The following is a 19,270-nucleotide window of genomic DNA, read 5'->3' as shown; positions in this document are numbered from 1 at the left end:
TTTTTTATCTCTTCATTCCAATTGTGATAGCTGCGCATTTTGATGAGCTACAGAGTGTATCTCTTTGTGAGCTTATTTAGCTTTGGCCGCTTGTTGCAGTTCGACCAGTGCGTTTGCAAGTTCTGGTGATGGGTTTGAGTTCAGTAGCGGTAAAAATACCATTCTCAGAGTTGGAATCATTACTAAATCTGCAAATAACTGATTGAACAAGTTTTGGTTCCCCGTTTGTGCGAGGCGCAACAAGAATTGCTCAGCTATCGCTGGATCTTGTAGTGCGTGCCAACTGCGACCAGCCAAACCAATTAACACCTCTTGGTGGCTTAAGCGTGGACTAGCGAGAACTTGGTTAATGATGTTATTCGCGATCCCTTGTTCTGCACCGGAAAGGGCACGAACCAAAGCTGAAAGTAAGAACAAATCAGGCTCTTTGCTTGCGATTTCATTCTCTGCAAGTTCTTGTAAGCGTTGCGCGAGTTTGTCATTGATTTGTGTATGCTCAAGCGCACCTAACGTCGCGTATAGCGGTTCTGATGGCAGCTTATTGATGGCTTTACGAATCGCAACACCGTTTTGTTGGCTGCCTAGGCGAGCACACATGTCTGTGATGCCTTGTAGTCCAACCGTTTTCCAGTTATCCCAACCAAGCTCACCCGTGAAGTAATGCTGAGCGTGCTCGTAATATTGGCTCGTCGCAAGGTCTAAACCTGCTCTTACTTGGCTATGGAATACGGCCATTTTGTCTTCAGAAGGTTTGAAGGTATAAGGGTTGTTTGACAGCTTTTGTTGTTGCTCTTCGCTGATATCACCGTTCAAACGCGTGCCCATTGCTTCGATAACAAACTTAAGAAAATTCCCCACATCTCCTTGATGCAGTAGGCCTCTTTCATCGAGTTTGAATTTTAGGAACCAGATCCAAGGCTGCTTGTGTTCGTTCCAGTAGCTAATCGCTAAGTGAGCTTGTTTTTGAAGTGGAAACGGGTATGGCTGTTTCCCCTGCTCAACATCAGAGAATAGGGTGTTGTCGATCTTCTGAATGCGACGACCGAGGTCGTAGATATCGTATTGGCAACCGCTATTCTTTAGCAACTGAGTGAGCGTGTGAATCGTTTCCATAGTAATAAAGCTCCTAACTTTCTTTCCTAAATAGATGGTACTCTATGCCCCAATTTCAAGGTCACTAGATAAATAACTTGGTGAAAAATGACAGCAGCCACAAAGTTACCTCTTTTACTTCAACAATTAGAACAACAAATGCGCCAATGTTCTCTATGGAGTGCTCTTCCGCCTTCGGATGAAGCTCTGGCGAGCGTTGAACCTTTCGCGATTGATTCGCTACAACCTGAAGAGTGGTTGCAGTGGATCTTCATCGTTAAGATCAATGCAATGATGGATGCCCAAATGAGCCTACCTAAAGGCTTTGCTATTCATCCTTATTTTGGCGAAGTGTGGAAAAATGAGGCAGAGAAAGCGGAATTGCTAGTGACGATTCAGAGCATTGATGAGGTATGCGTGTAATGTTAGAGATCATTTATCAAGATGAGTATTTTGTCGCGGTGAATAAGCCTGCGGGTATGCTAGTGCATCGCTCATGGTTGGATAAACACGAGACTCAATTTGTTATGCAGACTCTGCGCGACCAAATTGGTCAGCATGTCTTTCCTCTGCATCGTTTAGACCGTCCAACGTCTGGCGTATTGGTGTTTGCACTGTCGAGTGAGGTTGCCTCTGAGGTGATGCCGATGTTCGCCAACAATGAGATGCAAAAAACCTATCATGCGATTGTGCGTGGTTGGATAGAAGAGGGCGATACGCTCGATTACGCACTCAAGGTCGAGTTGGATAAGATCGCCGATAAGTTCGCGAAAGAAGATAAAGAACCACAAGAGGCCGTCACCGTTTACGAGCCGTTAGCGAAAGTCGAAGTGCCGTATTCAACAGGTCGTTTTCCTACCAGTCGTTACTGTTTAGTTGAGATGATGCCAAAGACAGGGCGTAAACATCAGCTGCGTCGTCACATGGCTCACCTAAGACACCCAATCGTTGGCGATACTTCGCATGGTGATGGTAAGCATAACCGACTGTTTCGTGATGATTTAGACTCACACCGTCTGTTGCTGCATGCTTCTGAATTGCGTTTCATTCATCCTTTCACTAAAAAAGAGTTAGTGATGAAGGCCAGCCTAGATGAAACTTGGTTAAGGTTGTTTGAAACCTTTGAGTGGGATACTCACTTAATCGATGCTCAAACTAGCTTGTCGAAGTAAGTCACGCGTGTTTAAGCAATCGCGAGTCTAAGTGAATAGAGAAAATAGAATAAAAAAAGGGCTGATAGTGATATCAGCCCTTTTTGATGTCTGTGCGACCTTCACGGCATAACTAATGTTGGTTAGTTAATAGTTAATCGCTGACAGTTTATCGCGGGATCATTTTAGCTTTTCTAGATCAGCCTCGATCTCTGCGATCTTGCTTGATACCACTTTTTCTAGATGGCGTAAGTCAGTAAGGATCTTCTGCTTCACATCCACCTCAGACGTTGGTGCCGGTTTGGTGATCTTGTTGAGTTCATCAATCACAAGAGTGAGGTTGCGGTTAATCTCTGTCACTTCTTTGTATTGATTATTGCCGCCGCTAACAAGCACACTTTTTACTTGTCGTGGGTACTTAAACTTAACGCTTTTCGCGAACAGTTCACCTTTCTGCTTACGAAAGTAAATCTTCAGGATATCTTTGTGCGCTTCTTGGCGAAGGGAGTAACGTTCAATCTGTTTAGGTTCGTGGATACCTAAGCCAGTGAGGTTTGGATACATAAGCGACCTCTAGGTTATGAATGTAATACTTTTATGTAATTGACTTGATCAATGTAGCAGCCTAACGACGAGCTAGATAGTTGATATCTGTGAATTGATTGTAAGTTGTGGGCAAGATCGCTCTCTACCTTTACCCACACTTATTTGGCTATTAAAGCAGCTCCTAGAGCTAAACTTGTTTCCTAGTCACAACTTACTTCTAGCTCTAAATTAGCTTTCTAAGGCGCGAGTTCCGAAACGTGCTCAGTTAATCTTTCTCTTAAGGCTTGTTCTTGTTCTTCAGACAACCTTCCTCCCGCGTCACTGGTCAGAATAAACAAATCTTCTGCACGTTCGCCGATGGTGGTAATTTTAGCGCCGTGCAAATTGATGTCTAACTCAGCAAAGGTTGCACCGACTTGAGCCAACAACCCTGGAGTATCAAGAGCTCTCAACTCCATCAAGGTGCGCTTCTTGCTCTTAGTTGGTAGGAACTCAACCCGAGTTTTTACCTTGAAATGCTGTAAGTTTCGAGGCGTGCGACGTGTCTTAATCTTAGTTGGACGGCCATCCGCCAGAACATGAGTTAGATGTTTCGCAACGGCTTTGTGTCTTGCTTCATCAATCGCTTCACCGTGCTGATCCAGTACGATAAAGGTATCCAAAACGTGGCCATCTTTACTGACCATGACTTGTGCGTCATGAACGTTAAAGTTGCGTCTATCGAGCTCGGCAACCACGGTCGCAAAAAGTGCCGCTTGGTCTTTACAGTAAACGAATACCTCTGTGCCGCCACGTGTCGCTTTTTGGCTGATAAGCACTAAAGGTTGACTCGGATCTTCTAAGCGAAGTAAGTGTTCACAGTGCCATGCGATTTGAGAGTGTGTATGACGCAAGAAATAGTCAGCTTTGAAACGCTGCCACAACACCTCAATTTCACGAGCCGTGAAACCTTCTTTACGCAGCAGTGCTGATGCCATTTGTTGATTGTGACGAATACGGTCTCGAACATCGACTGGGTTTTCCAAGCCTCGGCGCAGTGCTCGCTGCGTAGAATGGAATAACTCTGCGAGTAGGGTACGTTTCCAGCTGTTCCATAGTTCCGGGTTGGTTGCACAGATATCAGCGACAGTTAAGCAAACCAGCAGCTCTAGTGACTCTTCATCGCGAACTTTTTTGGCGAATTCGGTAATCACATCCGGATCGTAGATATCACGGCGCTGAGCGGTCACTGACATCAATAGGTGATTTTGTACCAACCACGCGACTTGTTTAGCTTCAGGCTTCGATAGCCCGTGTTCAATACAGAAAGAGTAAGCTTCAATAGCGCCGATCTCGGAATGGTCTCCACCACGGCCTTTGCCGATATCGTGGAAGATAGCCGCCAGGATCAGGAGTTCTTTCTTCTGTACGCGTGGATAGACTTCACAACAGATAGGGTGCTTATCGTGGTTTTCGATCTGACTAAAGCGATTGATGTGCTTGAGCAGACGGATACTGTGTTCATCAACGGTGTAAACGTGGAACAGATCAAACTGCATTTGGCCGACAATTTGACTCCACTGTGGCAAATAGGCCGAGAGCACGCCCAATTTATGCATCAAGCTAAAGGCTTTGTGCAGTGCGTTGGGGTGGCGAACCAAATCCATGAACTTGTCACGTGCTTCAGGAATGGTATGCAGAAAGCGGTTCAATCGGCGACGTGCCGTACGCAGTTGTCGTAAGGTTGGCGGACTCACCCCTTCGATAGACGAATCATTAGCGATATGGATAAACATATCGAGAATCGTTTCTGGTCGCGCTTGGAATAGGGCTGGCTTACGCGCTTCGATCAATGAACCACGACGTTGGAAGTCATTGTCGAGAATCTCGGCTTCTTGTGTTTGACCACCGTTAATGATTGCTTGGTCAAACAGCTTAAGCAGCATCTTGTTGAGCTCAGCTACACGACGAAGTGTTCGGTAGAACTCCTTCATCATCATTTCTACGCCGCGATTGCCCTCACCAGTGTAACCAAGGTGTTCGGCTACTTGAGCTTGGTGCGCAAAGGTAAGTCGGTTGTCATAACGGCGCAGCTCTATGTGCAGTGCAAAGCGAACTCGCCATAAGAAGTCTTGGCACTCCACTAGTTCACGATATTCCGCGTCGGTAAGAAAGCCATACTTGCTCATTTCTAACAAAGAAGTCGCACCGAAGTGGCGACGTGCTACCCAACTTAGGGTGTGGATGTCTCTGAGCCCGCCCGGAGTTGATTTGATATCCGGTTCTAGATTGTAAGTCGTGTCGTGATAACGAGCGTGACGCTCTCTCTGTTCTTGAATCTTCGCCTTGTAGAAGGTCTCACTTGGCCAAAATGAATCGGAATGAATCTTTAGCTTTAACTCTTGAAAGGTGTCTTCGCTTCCGCATAGTAAACGTGACTCTTGCAAATTGGTCGCAACGGTTAAATCATCGATGCCGATCTCAAGACACTCGGCAATGGTACGGACTGCGTGGCCGACTTCTAACTTCAAATCCCACAGTAGGGTTATGAATTGACTGACTTTCTCACCTAGTGCTGGTGGCAGTGTTTTTTGCGAGACGATGAGAATATCAATATCGGATAAAGGGTGTAGTTCACCACGGCCATAGCCGCCGACAGCGACCAGTGCGATATGCGGCAGTTTGCTAAATCCAAAATGATTCCATAAACGATTGAGAAGCAAATCCATGTATTCGGAGCGCAGCAGAACCAAATCGGTAACTGGATGATGATTTAGAAATTCACTCTTTTGATACTGCGTGAAGATTTCGAGCTGATTTTTTAATTCGCAGATTTCAAGTTGTTCGTCATTGAACGTAATAGGGCATTGATAAGGCATAGTCTGCTATCCGTGCAAGCAAGTGAGAATAGTAAACAATTTAACAGAAGCTGATGCAAAATCGAAATTGAGTGGATAAAAAAATATCCTCGGCAATGCGAGGATATTTTCAAAAGTCTGAGGTGCTCTGTTTGTTGAACTAAGCGTTCTTCATGATACGTGGAATCGTATCGTCGCTGCGTAGTGTTAGGACTTCACAACCTGTCTCAGTTACAACCAGTGTGTGTTCCCACTGTGCAGAGTTCTTGCTGTCTGCTGTGTACACTGTCCAGCTATCTTCGTCATCTAGACGGCAACCAAATTTACCAGCATTGATCATTGGCTCGATTGTGAAACACATGCCTGCTTTTAGCACTGTGCGATCGCTGTTTTTGTAGTGAACGACTTGTGGATCTTCGTGGAACTCAGAACCAATGCCGTGACCACAGTAATCTTTTACAATAGAGAACTTAGCGCGTGGGTTATTCTTGTTGTTTGTCTTGATGTACTTCTCGATAGCAGTACCAACTTGGCCAAGCTGAACGCCTGGTTTAACCTGACGCATGCCTTCGTAAAGTGCTTCTTGAGCAACCATGCATAGACGTTTGTTTGCTGGTGACACTTCACCCACAAGGAACATTTTAGATGTGTCACCATGGTAACCTTGCGGACGAGTGCTTAGGTCTGCATTTTCGTCATCAGGAACAATCACAGTGATATCAACGTTTAGAATGTCGCCATCTTTCAATACTGCAGGTTTGAATTGACCTGTGCTACCAGTCTCATCTTGTGATGCTGGAATACCGTGGCATACAATGTGGTTGATAGACGTACAGATAGACTTAGGGAAACCGTGATAATCAAGTGGTGCTGAGTATGCGCCTCTCTCTAGAGCGTACTCGTGACAGATTTGGTTAAGCTCTTCTGTCGTTGTACCCACTTGGATGTGAGGTTCAATCATCTCTAAAATTTCAGAAGCCAGCTTGCCGGCTACGCGCATTTTTTCAATTTCTTCAGCAGTTTTAATTTTTACAGCCATTGCATATCTCTTAATTTGGTAGCACCTAAGTGTGCATATTGGGGCTATTCTAGCAGTGCTGCATTTTAGCGCAACATTCCCATATCCATACAATGCTGGTGGATACTACTAACTTAAGCCGATATTGCTCTGTAAGACGATGCTGAATCGATTTGATTAGGCCGCGATTTATCGGTGAAATCCGCTAATAGGGTTCAGTATAGCAGTCGCCATTTTTAGATTTTTTTCTAGCCATAGATAGACAAAATATGGTATAAAGCGCGCCGGACATCAGGACTGTTTTCTCTAATTGGCGAAACAAGCTTTGTGTCCACTAACTTATTTCTTTAAATCACACACATTCCGACACATGTTCCGGGGTGCCTCAACAACACAGATAACGGCTGAAAAGTGGTTAGTTGTTAGGGGTCGGATTCATGGGGGATGTGGAGGCCTAACCCCATAGAGGATTTTAAAATGGCAACTGTATCAATGCGCGATATGCTTAAAGCTGGTGTTCACTTCGGTCACCAAACTCGTTACTGGAACCCAAAAATGAAGCCATTCATCTTTGGTGCTCGTAACAAAGTACATATCATCAACCTAGAAAAAACTGTACCAATGTTCAACGACGCTCTAGCTGAAATCGCTAAAGTTGGCGAGAAGAAAGGTAAAGTTCTTTTTGTTGGTACTAAGCGCGCTGCATCTGAAGCTGTTAAAGAAGCTGCTATCAACAGCAACCAGTTCTACGTTAACAACCGCTGGTTAGGCGGTATGCTAACGAACTACAAAACTGTTCGTCAATCTATCAAGCGTCTGAAAGAACTTGAAGCGCAAGCTCAAGACGGTACTTTCGACAAGCTTACTAAGAAAGAAGCTCTAATGCGCACTCGTGAAATGGAGAAGCTAGAGAAGTCTCTTGGTGGTATCAAGAACATGGGCGGCCTTCCAGACGCTCTATTCGTTATCGATGCTGATCACGAACACATCGCAGTTAAAGAAGCAAACAACCTAGGTATCCCAGTTTACGCTGTAGTTGATACTAACTCTAACCCAGACGGTGTTGACTTCGTTATCCCTGGTAACGATGATGCAATCCGTGCAGTACAGCTTTACCTAAACGCTGCTGCAGACGCGGTTAAAGAAGGTCGTAACAAAGATGTTGCTGCTGTAGCTGCTGAAAAAGACGGTTTTGTAGAAGCTGAATAATAGCGGCTCTGAGCCATATTTAGTTCATATTAAGCGGTCATAATCGATGGCTTAAGAACTGAATACAGTCAATATCAGGGGCCAATTAATTAGGCCCCTGTTTTTTATCTTTTTTAGAATTTACTGAGGAATAGAGAATGGCAACTGTAACTGCAGCTCTAGTTAAAGAACTTCGTGAACGCACAGCTGCGGGCATGATGGAATGTAAAAAAGCGCTTGTTGCTGCTGAAGGCGACATCGAGCTAGCAATTGAAAACATGCGTAAATCTGGCGCAGCGAAAGCAGCTAAAAAAGCTGGTAACGTTGCTGCTGAAGGCGCAATCATCATTAAAGAAGAAGCTGGCGTTGCTGCTCTTCTTGAAGTGAACTGCCAAACTGACTTCGTAGCTAAAGATGCAGGTTTCCTTGCATTCGCTAACGAAGTTGCTGAAGTTGCTCTAGCTGAACGTCTAGACATCGTTGCACTTCAAGCTAAGTTTGAAGACGCACGTATCGCTCTAGTAACTAAGATCGGTGAGAACATCAGCATCCGTCGTGTTGAGCTTGTTGAAGGTGTTGCACTAGCTTCTTACCGTCACGGCGAGAAAATCGGTGTTGTTGTTGCTGGTGAAGGCGAAGCTGAAACGCTTAAGCACATCGCTATGCACGTTGCTGCTTCTAAGCCTGAGTACGTTAACCCATCTGACGTACCTGCTGACGTAGTAGAAAAAGAAAAAGCTGTTCAAGTTGAAATCGCTATGAACGAAGGCAAGCCACAAGAGATCGCTGAGAAAATGGTTATCGGCCGTATGAAGAAATTCACGGGCGAAGTATCTCTTACTGGTCAAGCTTTCATCATGGAACCTAAGAAAACTGTTGCTGATATTCTTAAAGAGAAAGGCGCATCAGTTACTACCTTCGTTCGTTTAGAAGTTGGTGAAGGTATCGAGAAAGCAGCTGAAATGAGCTTCGCAGACGAAGTTGCAGCGGTACAAAAAGGTTAATCCTTAGCGTATTGTTTGAAAAGAGACCGTGGCAAATGCTGCGGTCTTTTTATGAATAATGAATTATTTCCGACTTTTAGCTGTTATGAATGCAAACTGAGCTCTTCAGTTTTTATCCATGACTGTTAATCATCAACTCTTTGGAAGGTAAGCTCCATGACTACGAACCCTAAACCAGCGTATCAACGTATTCTGTTAAAACTTAGCGGTGAAGCGCTACAAGGCGAAGAAGGTTTTGGTATTGACCCAACGATCCTTGATCGTATGGCTCAAGAAGTAAAAGAATTAGTTGAACTAGGCGTTCAAGTTGGTGTTGTTATCGGTGGTGGTAACCTATTCCGTGGCGCAGGCCTAGCAGAAGCGGGTATGAACCGTGTTGTTGGTGACCATATGGGGATGCTTGCAACGGTAATGAACGGCCTTGCTATGCGTGATGCTCTGCACCGTGCTTATGTAAACGCACGTGTAATGTCTGCAATTCCTCTTAAAGGTGTATGTGACGACTACAACTGGGCAGATGCAATCAGCCAACTACGTCAAGGTCGTGTTGTGATCTTCTCTGCAGGTACTGGTAACCCATTCTTTACTACAGACTCTGCTGCATGTTTACGCGGTATCGAAATCGAAGCCGACGTAGTTCTAAAAGCAACAAAAGTAGATGGTGTATTTACTGCTGACCCAGTAGCAAACCCAGACGCAGAGTTGTATGATACGTTGTCTTACAACACAATTCTTGAGAAAGAATTGAAAGTAATGGACTTGGCCGCATTTACGCTAGCACGTGACCACAAAATGCCAATCCGTGTATTTAACATGAATAAGCCAGGCGCACTACGTCGCGTGGTTATGGGTGAAACTGAAGGTACATTAATCAGCGACGCTGACTAATTTTTCGGGCTTACTGAAGTATAATGCTTCGGTAAGCTTATCCTTATCACTCCAAATAAAAAGCTTTCTTGAAGAAAGAACATAATCAAGGTGAAATTGTGATTAACGAAATCAAAAAAGACGCTCAAGAGCGCATGGTAAAAAGTGTTGATGCACTAAAAAACAGCCTACAAAAAATCCGTACAGGCCGAGCTCACCCGAGCCTACTCTCTGGTCTTACCGTTGAGTACTACGGCGCACCAACGCCTTTGACTCAAGTAGCTAACGTTATTGCTGAAGACGCACGTACACTAGCAATTACAGTGTTTGATAAAACACTAACTCCTCTTGTTGAAAAAGCAATCATGACTTCTGACCTAGGCTTAAACCCTATGTCTGCAGGTACGGTTATTCGCGTTCCACTTCCACCGCTTACGGAAGAGCGTCGTAAAGACTTAGTTAAAATCGTTCGTGGTGAAGCTGAAGGTGGCCGTGTTGCTATCCGTAACATCCGTCGTGACGCGAATGGCGATCTAAAAGCGCTTCTTAAAGACAAAGAAATTTCAGAAGACGAAGATCGTAAAGCACAAGACGAAATTCAAAAGCTAACTGACGCTGCGGTTAAGAACGTAGACGAAGTTCTAGCAGTTAAAGAAAAAGAGTTGATGGAAGTTTAATTTTCCATATTCTTTTCTTTCAGGAAAAACGCTGTACTCACGGTGCAGCGTTTTTTTATGCTATTCTGTTCGACTATTAGAATTTGATTCACTCTTTTATGCATAATTCTCAAGCGTTCACAGACTCTCTTCCTAAACATATTGCTATCATTATGGATGGTAATGGTCGCTGGGCAAAAGCTCAGGGTAAGCCTCGCGTCTTTGGTCATAAAAATGGCGTTCAAGCCGTTCGAAAAACCATATCTTCAGCAGCCAGACTTGGCATTAAAGCCGTAACTCTTTTTGCGTTTAGCAGTGAGAATTGGCGTCGTCCTGAAGAAGAAGTCGGCATCTTGATGGAACTGTTTATTTCAGTGTTGTCGAGTGAAGTAAAAAAGCTTCATAAAAATAATCTACAACTTCGTGTTATTGGTGATAAAAGTCGTTTCAATGATCGACTACAAAAGAAGATAGAAGAAGCGGAAGCTTTGACTAGCACTAATACCGGTATGGTTATTAACATTGCGGCTAACTACGGCGGTAAGTGGGATATCCAGCAAGCGATGACTTCGATTGCTCAACAGGTTAAGTCTGGCGATATTAATGTAGAAGACATTGATGAAGCTATGATTACACAGCACCTGACTATGGCAGATATTCCAGAAGTCGATTTACTTATCCGCACCAGTGGCGAGTGCCGCATTAGTAACTTTATGCTTTGGCAATTGGCTTACGCCGAAATGTATTTCACTGAACAATTCTGGCCAGACTTTAATGAAGATAGCTTAGTAGAAGCTGTGACTTGGTTTGTAAACCGCGAGCGTCGTTTTGGATGCACCGGTGAGCAAATTAAAGCTCTGATGGACAGTTAATAAGGATTTTTTTGGTTTGAAACAACGAATTATTACGGCGTTGATTTTAGCTCCCCTAGTTATTCTAGGTATTTTCGAGTTATCACTTCCCACGTTTATTCTTTCACTAGCAGTAATCTCGCTATTGGGTTTTTGGGAGTGGACTCAGTTTGTTGAAAGCAAATCACGTTATTTAGCGTTGATTCCAACAGTTGTGGTAAGTGCTGCAAGTTTTGCTTTTATACCTTTTGATGCATTTAGTCTTAATAACTTATCGAGTGTTCACTACGCCATTCTAACGATTGGTTCAATTTGGTGGGTAATCGCGAGTGGTATGGCAGTGACTTATCCTAAGTCTATGCCTGCATGGAAAGACTCATCCATTCTTCGTCACGCATTTGGCGTGCTGACTTTGCTACCATTCTTCTGGAGTGTGGTTATCCTGCGTGCTAACGGTATCGATGTTGATCCTTACCACGGTGCAAAATTGGTGATGTTCGTTTGCTTGCTTGTTTGGGCTGCGGACAGTGGTGCTTACTTTTCAGGAAAGAGCTTTGGCAAGCGCAAAATGGCCCCTGCAGTGAGTCCTAATAAGACGATTGAAGGTCTTATTGGTGGCATCATTACAGCAGTGATCATGGCCTGGATCTTTGCCGACTTGTTTGATATCCAATTCACAAGTCCTCTCCACATGATTGTTATTACTCTTGTGACCGTCGTTATTTCTGTTCTTGGTGATCTTGTTGAAAGCATGTTTAAGCGTGTTTCTGGGGTGAAAGACAGCAGTAATCTTATTCCTGGTCATGGTGGTATACTTGATAGAATAGATAGCTTAACGGCTGCATTCCCTGTCTTTGCTCTGCTTTATTTAGCATTCTAATAAAAAAGGGCAGTGATTCTGCCCTTTATTACATTTCTACGGTCATATGTGATGCGAAATCTAACTATCCTTGGCGCTACCGGCTCAATTGGTGCAAGTACACTAAAAGTCGTTGAACAAAACCCAGACCTCTATTCGGTTGTAGCAATGGCTGCTGGCTCGAATGTTGAAAAGATGCTGGCGTTAGTTGAAAAGTGGCAACCAAGCTATGTTGCTATGGCTTGCCCTGATGCAGCATCTAAGCTGACAGAAGTGTTGTCTGCGAATTACCCAAACATCAAAGTTCTTTCTGGTTCTGAAGGCATGTGTCAGGTCGCTTCTCTAGATGAAGTGGACACGGTAATGGCTGCTATTGTGGGTGCGGCAGGTTTGCTTCCTACGATGTCTGCGGTTAAGGCTGGTAAGCGCATCTTGCTGGCTAACAAAGAAGCGTTGGTGATGTCTGGACAGTTGTTTATCGACGCCGTAGAGAAGTACGGTGCTGAACTGCTTCCTGTCGACAGCGAGCATAATGCTATCTTTCAATGCTTACCTCAGAATGTGCAAACCAAGCTAGGCCGTTGTGACCTTGAAGAAAATGGTATCAATCATATCCTTTTGACAGGCTCTGGTGGCCCTTTTCGCTATACGGATGTTGCAGAGTTAGATTCGGTCACACCTGAGAGAGCGATTGCACACCCAAACTGGTCAATGGGCCCTAAGATCTCTGTCGATTCAGCAACCATGATGAATAAAGGCTTAGAGTACATTGAGGCTAAGTGGCTATTTAATGCCTCTCAAGAGCAACTCAAAGTCATTATCCACCCTCAGTCTGTGATTCATTCTATGGTTCAGTACAAGGATGGCTCGGTGCTCGCTCAAATGGGCGAACCCGATATGGCAACGCCAATCGCTTTGACGATGTCTTATCCTGAACGTACAGAAGCGGGTGTTAAGCCTCTGGATTTCACCAAAGTGGGCGAGCTTACCTTCTTAGAGCCTGATTTAACTCGTTACCCATGTTTGAGATTAGCCATTGAGGCGTGCTATTTGGGTCAGCATGCAACAACAGCGATTAATGCGGCAAACGAAATTGCAGTCGATGCTTTCTTGAACAATCAAGTGAAGTTTACCGATATTGCTATCATTAACGAGCATGTTATGAACAAAGTATGTGAACAACATAACTCTGAGGGCTTAGATAGCTTGGAAAGCCTTCTCGAGCTCGATAATATGTCTCGTCAAATAGCCATTCAATTTATAAAAGAGCAGCTAGCATGAGTGGAATTCTGTGGAACTTCGCATCCTTTATTGTAGCGCTTGGTATTCTGGTCGCTGTTCATGAATTTGGACACTTTTGGGTTGCTCGTCGCTGCGGTGTGAAAGTAGAAAAATTCTCGATTGGTTTTGGTAAATCGATCTGGAGTAAAGTTGGCCGTGACGGAACGGAATACAGCTTGTCAGTCATTCCATTGGGCGGCTACGTTAAGATGCTTGATGGCCGTGTTGACGACCTTTCTGAAGATGAACAGCAATACGCTTTTGACAAAAAGCCATTGTGGAAACGCACGGCGATAGTGGGTGCTGGTCCAGCGTTCAACTTTATCTTTGCCGTTTTTGCGTATTGGTTAGTATTTTTAATCGGTGTGCCGGCAGTTAAGCCTGTGATTGGCGAGGTAACACCTCAATCTATCGTGGCACAAGCCGGAATTGAAACTGGAATGGAACTTAAATCTATTTCAGGAATCAAAACCGCAGATTGGGAATCAGTAAACTTGGGTTTGATATCACATATTGGTGATGAGTCCATGACTGTAACTGTTTCTTCTCAAGACGACATCGGCTTTGAACAACAGATAACATTGGATATTTCTGACTGGTCGTTTAACCCAGAAACTGAGTCAGCAATGACAACGCTTGGTTTTAGACCGTATTCTCCAGAGATATCGACAGTGCTCGCTCAAGTAATTGATGACGGTGCTGCCTATTCTGCAGGGCTAGAATCTGGCGACAAAATTGTAGAAATTAATGGTCAGCCTATTGAGCAGTGGAAGTCGGTTGTTGAATTAATCCGTTCACACCCAATGATGCCCTTGGACCTTGTCGTATTACGAAATGGTGTTGAGCGGTCATTGGTTATGACGCCGAATAGTCGCGAATTTTCTGATGGTTCTACAATCGGCTATGCGGGTATTGCTCCCGAAGTCGCAGAATGGCCAGAAGATTATCGCTTTGAGTTACAATTTGGTGTAATTGAGTCTGTAGGAAAAGCATTTGATAAAACAGGTCAAATCATAGGTTTGACGCTGACAATGCTTAAGAAGCTCATCGTTGGTGATGTTGGCTTAAATAACTTGAGTGGCCCAATTTCAATTGCTAAAGGCGCAGGGGCAACCGCCGATTACGGTTTGGTTTACTTCTTAGGTTTTTTAGCTCTGATTAGTGTTAACTTGGGTATTATTAATTTAGTTCCGCTGCCTATGCTTGATGGCGGACATTTGCTCTTTTTCGCTATTGAGGCCGTTACTCGTAAACCTGTACCTGAAAAAGTTCAAGAAATGGGATACAGAGTGGGAGGCGCAATCCTCTTCTCTTTGATGGCTCTGGCAATATTTAATGATTTTACTCGTCTGTGAATGGTTTCTCACAGGCATTGGTAGTAGCAAGGAATAATTAGAATAAGTATGGCGATTAAGCAAATTCTGTTCGCAAGTCTATTGGCCACTAGTGTGGCTGCGAACGGAGCACAAAACTTTGTAGTTCAAGATATCAAGATCGAAGGTTTACAGCGTGTTGCACTTGGTGCAGCTCTACTGAAAATGCCAGTACGTATTGGCGATGAAGTGGATGACGGCGATGTATCTGAGATCATTCGTGCACTGTATGCTTCAGGGAACTTTGAGGACGTTAAAGTCCTTCGCGATGATGATGTTTTAGTTGTTCAAGTCAAAGAACGACCGACCATCGCAAGCATCTCCTTCTCTGGTAATAAAGCGATTAAAGAAGAACAGCTTCAACAGAACCTAGATGCATCTGGTGTTCGTGAAGGTGAAGCCCTTGACCGTACTACGCTGAGTAACATTGAGAAAGGCCTTGAAGATTTTTACTACAGTGTTGGTAAATACAACGCGACAGTAAAAGCCGTAGTGACGCCTCTGCCTCGTAACCGTTCTGACCTTAAGTTTGTGTTTACTGAAGGCGTGTCCGCTAAGATTCAGCAAATTAACTTTATCGGCAACGAAGTTTTCTCTGACGCTGATCTACTTAGTCGTTTCAACTTGAACGTTGATGTTGCATGGTGGAATTTTCTTGCGGATGAAAAATACCAGAAGCAAGTATTAGCAGGTGACATCGAAGCGTTGAAATCTTACTACCTTGACCGTGGTTACCTTAAGTTTAAGGTCGATTCGACTCAGGTTGCGATCTCTCCTGATAAGAAAGGTGTTTACATCACTCTAGGCCTAGATGAAGGCGAAGCTTATACCGTTAAAGATGTCTCTTTCCGTGGTGAACTTATCGGCCGCGAGGCTGACTTTGAAGCGTTAGTACCATTCGAAGATGGCGATACATATAACGGTTCTTCTGTAACGTCTTTAGAAGAGAGCGTAAAACGAATTCTAGGCGAATCTGGCTATGCGTATCCACAAGTTCGTACGATTCCTGAATTTGACGATGAGACCAAAGAAGTGTCGTTGGTTATCAATGTAGAAGCGGGCAGCCGTATCTACGTTCGTGATATTCGATTCACGGGCAACAACTCAACGAAAGATGAAGTACTGCGTCGTGAAATGCGTCAAATGGAAGGCAGTTGGCTGAACTCCAAGTCGATTGATACAGGTAAGAGCCGTCTTAACCGTCTAGGTTTTTTTGAAACGGTTGATGTGCAAACGGTACGTGTTCCTGGCAGTGAAGACCAAGTGGATCTGGTTTACAACGTTAAGGAAGCTAACTCGGGTAGCGTCAACTTCGGTGTTGGCTACGGTACTGAATCGGGTGTCAGCTTCCAGGTCGGTTTACAGCAAGATAACTTTGCAGGTTCAGGTAACCGTGTTGGCGTGAGCGCCATGATGAATGACTACCAAAAGAACGTGAGCTTAGATTACCGTGACCCATACTGGAACCTTGATGGTGTGAGTATGGGAGGGAAAGTCTTCTACAACGAATTTGAAGCCTCTGAAGCGGGTATTGTCGATTATACCAACCAAAGTTATGGTACGAGCTTAACATGGGGTTTCCCTATGGATGAGCTTAACCGTCTCGAGTATGGTTTTGGTTATACGCACAACAAGATCGGCAACGTTCCGACTTATATTCAAGTTGAACAGTTTGCAAGAAGTATCGACCAATACGGTGATGAGCACATCTTAACCGATGACTTCGATATCAATATCTCTTGGACGCGCAACAACCTTAACCGTGGCTTCTTCCCTACTGAAGGTAACCATCAACGTGCTTTCGCGAAAATAACCGTACCCGGCTCGGATGCGAAATACTTCAAAGCGCAATACGATGTAAAACACTACATTCCGTTGACTAAAAAGCATGAGTTCACACTATTGATGCGTGGTCGATTAGGCTATGGTAACGGTTATGGTCAAACGGATGGTAATGATAACTTATTCCCATTCTACGAGAACTACTACGCGGGTGGTTTTACAACACTACGTGGTTTTGGTTCTAACTCAGCTGGTCCAAAAGCTGTTTACGGAAACAGCACGGGTAACAACCCGACGTATAATTCCGCAACTGATGATTCGGTTGGTGGTAATGCGGTTGCTTTGGCTAGCGTAGAGTTAATCGTACCAACACCATTTGCTTCTGATGAAGCGCGCAGTCAGATTCGAACTAGTGTGTTCTTCGATATGGCAAGTGTATGGGATACCGAATTCGTAGACCGTGGCGCACCGAATAGCGGTCAACAGTACTACTACGATTACTCTGACCCAACAAATTACCGTTCATCTTATGGTGCCGCTCTTCAGTGGATGTCACCGATGGGACCATTGGTTTTCTCTCTAGCGAAACCAATCAAAATCTACGAAGGTGATGACGAAGAATTCTTCACATTCACCATTGGTAGAACTTTCTAATCTTTAAAGGACAATATTTTGAAAAATATGATTAAAGCAGCAGGTTTAGGCCTTGTAGTTCTTAGCTCTTCTTTCTTTGCAACAGCGGCTGAAGCTGCGCAAAAAGTAGGCTATGTAAACACTGCACAAGTATTCCAGGCTCTACCTCAGCGTGAAGTTGTTCTTCAAAAAATGCAGGAAGAGTTTAAAGATAAAGCCGCTGAGCTACAGAGTATCCAAGCTGAAGCGAAAACCAAGATTGAAAAGCTTAAGCGTGATGGTGAGCTATTAGGGCCTGATGAAGTAGAGAAACTTCGTATTGAAGTCGGTCAACTAGACAGCAAATACAAAATCAAAGCTCAAGCACTAGAAAAAGCAAGCCAACGTCGTGAAGCACAAGAGAAGCAGAAGCTATTCAAAGTTATTCAAGATGCTGTAACTAAAGTTGCAGAGAAAGAAGGCTACGACATGATCGTTGATATTCAAGCTCTGCAGTACGGCAAGCCAGAATACAACATCTCTGAAAAAGTAATTAAATCACTGAAATAAGTTTTATGAAGAATCTGACCTTAGCCGAATTGGCAACGATTACCGGTGGAGAGCTACACGGAGACGGTACAGTTACCGTTTCGGCAGTCGCTCCTATGGATAAAGCACAAGAAGGTAACATTACGTTCCTTTCTAACGTGAAGTACAGCAAACACCTAGGTGACTGTAAAGCGTCCGCTATTATGGTTAAAGCGAGCGAGCGTGAACTCTGTAAGACCAACGTTATTGTGGTCAGCGACCCTTACGTTGCTTTTGCTAAGGTTGCTCAAGCGCTTGATACCACGCCAGCGCCAGCTGCGGCTATTGCTGATTCTGCTTCAATTTCAGAAGACGCGACCATTGGACAAAATGTGTCTATTGGTGCCAATGCTGTGATTGAAACTGGCGTAGTGCTTGGTGATGACGTCGTTATCGGTGCTGGTTGCTTTATTGGTCAAAATGCAAAAATTGGCGCAGGCACTAAGCTTTGGGCTAACGTAAGTGTTTACCATGAAGTGGTGATTGGCGAAGCATGTTTGATTCAATCTAGTACTGTGATTGGATCCGATGGTTTTGGTTATGCGAACGAGAAAGGTGAGTGGGTTAAGATCCCACAAGTCGGTTCAGTTCGTGTTGGTAATCGTGTAGAAATTGGCGCGTGTACTACCGTTGACCGTGGCGCATTAGATGACACTATCATTGAAGATAACGTTATCTTAGATAATCAACTTCAGATAGCTCATAATGTTCACATCGGATATGGTTCTGCTATTGCAGGTGGTACTATCATCGCCGGCAGCACAACGATAGGTAAGTACTGTATTATTGGTGGCGGTTGTGTGATTAATGGTCATATAGAAATCGTTGACGGCGTTACAATCACCGGTATGGGGATGGTAATGCGCAGTATCACCGAAAAAGGCATGTACTCTTCAGGTATTCCTTTGCAGCCAAATAAAGATTGGCGTAAAACAGCAACGCGAGTTCATCGTATTGATGAAATGAACAAGCGTTTGAAAACCGTTGAAAAACTTATCGAGAAGAGCGCGGAATCATAATTCCAGCATTTCTAATAAAAGGCTCGCGTACAGCGAGTCTTTTTCGTTTATAATCCTTCTCATTAAATAAAGAATATACATAGGAATACGACTTTGACTACTGAACAGACAACGATGAACATTACTGAAATTCAGGAACTATTACCTCATCGCTACCCATTCTTAATGGTTGATCGTGTGACTAGCTTTGAAAAAGAAAAAACACTGACTGCGATTAAGAATGTTTCTGTTAACGAACCTCAGTTCACAGGCCACTTCCCACAACTTCCTGTATTCCCAGGCGTGTTGATCTTAGAAGCAATGGCGCAAGCAACAGGTCTTCTAGCATTTAAATCTTTTGGTGCACCTTCTGGTAATGAGCTTTACTACTTTGCTAGCGTAGATAAAGCGAAGTTCCGCAAGCCAGTAGTGCCAGGTGACCAATTGGTTATCGAAGTTGAGTTCTTAAAAGAACGTCGTGGCATTGCATCGTTCAACGGTGTGGCTAAAGTTGACGGCGTAGTTGTATGTTCAGCTGAACTTAAATGTGCTCGTAGAGAGTTTTAA

The 19,270-nt window shown here is 44.1% G+C and carries 18 protein-coding genes; 14 read left to right on the top strand and 4 right to left on the bottom strand.

Going from position 1 to position 19,270, the window contains the following annotated elements:
• Positions 1 to 72 precede the first annotated feature (72 nt).
• Positions 73 to 1,113, bottom strand: a complete 1,041-nt coding sequence (locus Q5H80_RS10640; protein ID WP_304564723.1) for a DUF3549 family protein — start codon at positions 1,111 to 1,113, stop codon at positions 73 to 75.
• An 87-nt stretch (positions 1,114 to 1,200) separates the two neighbouring features.
• On the opposite strand from Q5H80_RS10640, the gene Q5H80_RS10635 reads away from it, so the two are divergent.
• Both Q5H80_RS10635 and truC read left to right on the top strand, forming a co-directional pair.
• Entirely contained in the window at positions 1,201 to 1,515 is a 315-nt protein-coding gene (locus tag Q5H80_RS10635; protein ID WP_304564722.1) for a YqcC family protein, read from the top strand.
• Positions 1,506 to 2,264 carry a tRNA pseudouridine(65) synthase TruC gene (truC, locus tag Q5H80_RS10630; protein ID WP_304564721.1) on the top strand — a complete coding sequence of 253 codons (759 nt, stop codon included), beginning with the start codon at positions 1,506 to 1,508 and terminating at the stop codon, positions 2,262 to 2,264. Before Q5H80_RS10635 ends, truC begins: the two co-directional genes overlap by 10 nt.
• A 159-nt stretch (positions 2,265 to 2,423) precedes the next feature.
• Here truC and Q5H80_RS10625 read toward each other — a convergent pair whose 3' ends face one another.
• The 3 genes from Q5H80_RS10625 to map form a co-directional block, all read right to left on the bottom strand.
• On the bottom strand, positions 2,424 to 2,807 hold the full coding sequence (locus tag Q5H80_RS10625; protein ID WP_304564720.1) for a DUF3461 family protein: 384 nt from the start codon (positions 2,805 to 2,807) through the stop codon (positions 2,424 to 2,426).
• Positions 2,808 to 3,025: 218 nt separating this feature from the next.
• The gene (gene glnD / locus Q5H80_RS10620; RefSeq protein WP_304564719.1) at positions 3,026 to 5,647 is read right to left on the bottom strand and encodes a bifunctional uridylyltransferase/uridylyl-removing protein GlnD; all 2,622 of its coding nucleotides are present in this window, start codon (positions 5,645 to 5,647) and stop codon (positions 3,026 to 3,028) included.
• Positions 5,648 to 5,786: 139 nt separating this feature from the next.
• On the bottom strand, positions 5,787 to 6,665 hold the full coding sequence (map, locus tag Q5H80_RS10615) for a type I methionyl aminopeptidase (RefSeq protein ID WP_086049914.1): 879 nt from the start codon (positions 6,663 to 6,665) through the stop codon (positions 5,787 to 5,789).
• 456 nt (positions 6,666 to 7,121) lie between these two features.
• Here map and rpsB point away from each other — a divergent pair, with 456 nt between their 5' ends.
• From rpsB to fabZ, 12 genes are all read left to right on the top strand, one after another.
• Complete coding sequence (gene rpsB / locus Q5H80_RS10610; RefSeq protein WP_009847420.1) at positions 7,122 to 7,853, top strand: 30S ribosomal protein S2; 732 nt, start codon at positions 7,122 to 7,124, stop codon at positions 7,851 to 7,853.
• Between the two features lie 137 nt (positions 7,854 to 7,990).
• Positions 7,991 to 8,836, top strand: coding sequence for a translation elongation factor Ts (gene tsf / locus Q5H80_RS10605; RefSeq protein ID WP_009847419.1), 846 nt, complete (start codon positions 7,991 to 7,993; stop codon positions 8,834 to 8,836).
• A 156-nt stretch (positions 8,837 to 8,992) separates the two neighbouring features.
• Positions 8,993 to 9,724 carry a UMP kinase gene (gene pyrH, locus Q5H80_RS10600; RefSeq protein ID WP_009847418.1) on the top strand — a complete coding sequence of 244 codons (732 nt, stop codon included), beginning with the start codon at positions 8,993 to 8,995 and terminating at the stop codon, positions 9,722 to 9,724.
• Between the two features lie 98 nt (positions 9,725 to 9,822).
• A complete protein-coding gene (gene frr, locus Q5H80_RS10595) occupies positions 9,823 to 10,380 on the top strand; it encodes a ribosome recycling factor (protein ID WP_009847417.1) in 558 nt (185 codons plus the stop codon).
• A gap of 98 nt (positions 10,381 to 10,478) precedes the next feature.
• Positions 10,479 to 11,231 (top strand): isoprenyl transferase, encoded by a 753-nt coding sequence (locus tag Q5H80_RS10590; RefSeq protein ID WP_086715188.1) that lies wholly within the window; start codon positions 10,479 to 10,481, stop codon positions 11,229 to 11,231.
• A 16-nt stretch (positions 11,232 to 11,247) separates the two neighbouring features.
• The gene (locus Q5H80_RS10585; RefSeq protein ID WP_304564718.1) at positions 11,248 to 12,090 is read left to right on the top strand and encodes a phosphatidate cytidylyltransferase; all 843 of its coding nucleotides are present in this window, start codon (positions 11,248 to 11,250) and stop codon (positions 12,088 to 12,090) included.
• A gap of 51 nt (positions 12,091 to 12,141) precedes the next feature.
• Complete coding sequence (gene ispC, locus Q5H80_RS10580; protein WP_304564717.1) at positions 12,142 to 13,350, top strand: 1-deoxy-D-xylulose-5-phosphate reductoisomerase; 1,209 nt, start codon at positions 12,142 to 12,144, stop codon at positions 13,348 to 13,350.
• Positions 13,347 to 14,705, top strand: coding sequence for a sigma E protease regulator RseP (rseP, locus tag Q5H80_RS10575; protein WP_017103660.1), 1,359 nt, complete (start codon positions 13,347 to 13,349; stop codon positions 14,703 to 14,705). Before ispC ends, rseP begins: the two co-directional genes overlap by 4 nt.
• Positions 14,706 to 14,753: 48 nt before the next feature.
• Entirely contained in the window at positions 14,754 to 17,159 is a 2,406-nt protein-coding gene (bamA, locus tag Q5H80_RS10570; RefSeq protein ID WP_304564716.1) for an outer membrane protein assembly factor BamA, read from the top strand.
• A 27-nt stretch (positions 17,160 to 17,186) separates the two neighbouring features.
• On the top strand, positions 17,187 to 17,687 hold the full coding sequence (locus tag Q5H80_RS10565) for an OmpH family outer membrane protein (RefSeq protein ID WP_009847410.1): 501 nt from the start codon (positions 17,187 to 17,189) through the stop codon (positions 17,685 to 17,687).
• A gap of 5 nt (positions 17,688 to 17,692) precedes the next feature.
• Entirely contained in the window at positions 17,693 to 18,724 is a 1,032-nt protein-coding gene (gene lpxD, locus Q5H80_RS10560; RefSeq protein ID WP_304564715.1) for a UDP-3-O-(3-hydroxymyristoyl)glucosamine N-acyltransferase, read from the top strand.
• Between the two features lie 93 nt (positions 18,725 to 18,817).
• Positions 18,818 to 19,270, top strand: a complete 453-nt coding sequence (fabZ, locus tag Q5H80_RS10555) for a 3-hydroxyacyl-ACP dehydratase FabZ (protein ID WP_009847408.1) — start codon at positions 18,818 to 18,820, stop codon at positions 19,268 to 19,270.

The organism is Vibrio sp. SNU_ST1 (assembly GCF_030563405.1).
GTDB lineage: Bacteria > Pseudomonadota > Gammaproteobacteria > Enterobacterales > Vibrionaceae > Vibrio.
Note: the sequence above shows the minus strand (reverse complement) of the source record. Positions and strands in the feature narration are given on the sequence as shown.

Coding starts and splice junctions, on each gene's coding strand:
- Q5H80_RS10640 (WP_304564723.1), bottom strand. CDS start 1,113: ATGGAAACGATTCACACGCTCACTCAGTTGCTAAAGAATAGCGGTTGC.
- Q5H80_RS10635 (WP_304564722.1), top strand. CDS start 1,201: ATGACAGCAGCCACAAAGTTACCTCTTTTACTTCAACAATTAGAACAA.
- truC (WP_304564721.1), top strand. CDS start 1,506: ATGCGTGTAATGTTAGAGATCATTTATCAAGATGAGTATTTTGTCGCG.
- Q5H80_RS10625 (WP_304564720.1), bottom strand. CDS start 2,807: ATGTATCCAAACCTCACTGGCTTAGGTATCCACGAACCTAAACAGATT.
- glnD (WP_304564719.1), bottom strand. CDS start 5,647: ATGCCTTATCAATGCCCTATTACGTTCAATGACGAACAACTTGAAATC.
- map (WP_086049914.1), bottom strand. CDS start 6,665: ATGGCTGTAAAAATTAAAACTGCTGAAGAAATTGAAAAAATGCGCGTA.
- rpsB (WP_009847420.1), top strand. CDS start 7,122: ATGGCAACTGTATCAATGCGCGATATGCTTAAAGCTGGTGTTCACTTC.
- tsf (WP_009847419.1), top strand. CDS start 7,991: ATGGCAACTGTAACTGCAGCTCTAGTTAAAGAACTTCGTGAACGCACA.
- pyrH (WP_009847418.1), top strand. CDS start 8,993: ATGACTACGAACCCTAAACCAGCGTATCAACGTATTCTGTTAAAACTT.
- Q5H80_RS10590 (WP_086715188.1), top strand. CDS start 10,479: ATGCATAATTCTCAAGCGTTCACAGACTCTCTTCCTAAACATATTGCT.
- ispC (WP_304564717.1), top strand. CDS start 12,142: ATGCGAAATCTAACTATCCTTGGCGCTACCGGCTCAATTGGTGCAAGT.
- rseP (WP_017103660.1), top strand. CDS start 13,347: ATGAGTGGAATTCTGTGGAACTTCGCATCCTTTATTGTAGCGCTTGGT.
- bamA (WP_304564716.1), top strand. CDS start 14,754: ATGGCGATTAAGCAAATTCTGTTCGCAAGTCTATTGGCCACTAGTGTG.
- Q5H80_RS10565 (WP_009847410.1), top strand. CDS start 17,187: ATGATTAAAGCAGCAGGTTTAGGCCTTGTAGTTCTTAGCTCTTCTTTC.
- lpxD (WP_304564715.1), top strand. CDS start 17,693: ATGAAGAATCTGACCTTAGCCGAATTGGCAACGATTACCGGTGGAGAG.